This window comes from Xanthomonas arboricola pv. populi (assembly GCF_002939945.1).
GTDB lineage: Bacteria > Pseudomonadota > Gammaproteobacteria > Xanthomonadales > Xanthomonadaceae > Xanthomonas > Xanthomonas arboricola_A.
This window is the reverse complement of record NZ_MDEB01000022.1, coordinates 1-1,185: the sequence shown is the minus strand read 5'-3', so window position 1 is coordinate 1,185 and position 1,185 is coordinate 1. Positions and strand designations below refer to the sequence as shown.

The following is a 1,185-nucleotide window of genomic DNA, read 5'->3' as shown; positions in this document are numbered from 1 at the left end:
GCGTTACCAGCCGAAGCCGGCACCCACACCGATCGAACTGTCGTCGCCACTGAGTGCGCCGCCCACCGTCAAGGTGGCGCGCGGACTGATCGCACGCTGATAGCCCACCGACAACGCCGACTCGCCGTTCTGGAAACCGACGCCGGCACCGACGCGGTTCTGCGTGGCGATGCCACCGACGCTGGCGGCCATGTTCAACATCGCCGAGCTCATCGCGCCCTGACGATCCAGCCGACGGTTCTGCCGGCGCAGACGGTCTTCGATGTCGCCCTGGTAGGTCTCGAAACTGTCGGCCATCGCGTTGTAACGGCTGTCGGTATAGCTGTTGGCCGCGGCAACGCCGTTGTCCAGCTGGCCCTTGTTGACCGCATCGGTGGCACGCGTGCCGGCGGCCACATTGGCCACCTGCCGCTCGCCGCCGACGCTGCCCACCGACACCGTGTTGGCGCGATCGGCGACCGCACCCTGGCCCAGGGCCACCGCACCTTGCGCACTCGCCCGTGCGCCCTGGCCGATCGCCGTACCGGAGGCCGCACTGACCTGCGCGCCCTCGCCCATCGCCACCGCATTGGTCGCCACCGCGGCAATCTGTGTGTTGGCGCCGACTGCGGTACTGCCGTCGGCATTGACGCGCGCATTGCTGCCGATCGCGGTGTCGTTGGGACCATGCGCATAGGCGCTGCCGCCGATCGCAGTGCCGGTCACGTGGTTGGCCACTGCGGCCGTGCCCACGGCGGTGGACGTTGCGGCCGGCGTGATGCTGCCGACCACCGCGGCGGTCGGCGTGCCTTGCACGCTGGCGCCGGTGTCGGCAACAGCGCTGCTCGATGCCGTCACTGCGCTCGCAGCAACTGCAGGCACCGCTGCAGTGCGCAGCGACAGCGTGCGTGCCGCAGTGCTGGCCGTTGCAGTACCGCCACGCGCGTCCAGCTCGCTGACCTTGCTGTCCAACGCGGTCAATGCCGCACCGACGTTGTTGTAGCTGGCACCCTGGATCACGTAGGTCGGCGCGACGAACACGCCTTGCGCACCGATCGCCGCGCCACCGCCGAGGAAGCTGGCAGCGTTGCTCAACGACTGGAACAACTGGCCGCCATTGATCGCATCGGTACTGGCACTGGCGATCGCGCCGCTGCCGACATTGACGATGCGACGCGTGGCCGGGCCGCCGCGGCCATCGCCGCT

General features: G+C 69.4%; 1 protein-coding gene. It reads right to left on the bottom strand.

Annotated features, from left to right (window positions below):
* Positions 1–3: 3 nt before the first annotated feature.
* Positions 4–1,185: YadA family autotransporter adhesin (locus tag XaplCFBP3123_RS21095; protein WP_172453432.1), on the bottom strand; the 1,182-nt coding region annotated here is incomplete at its 5' end.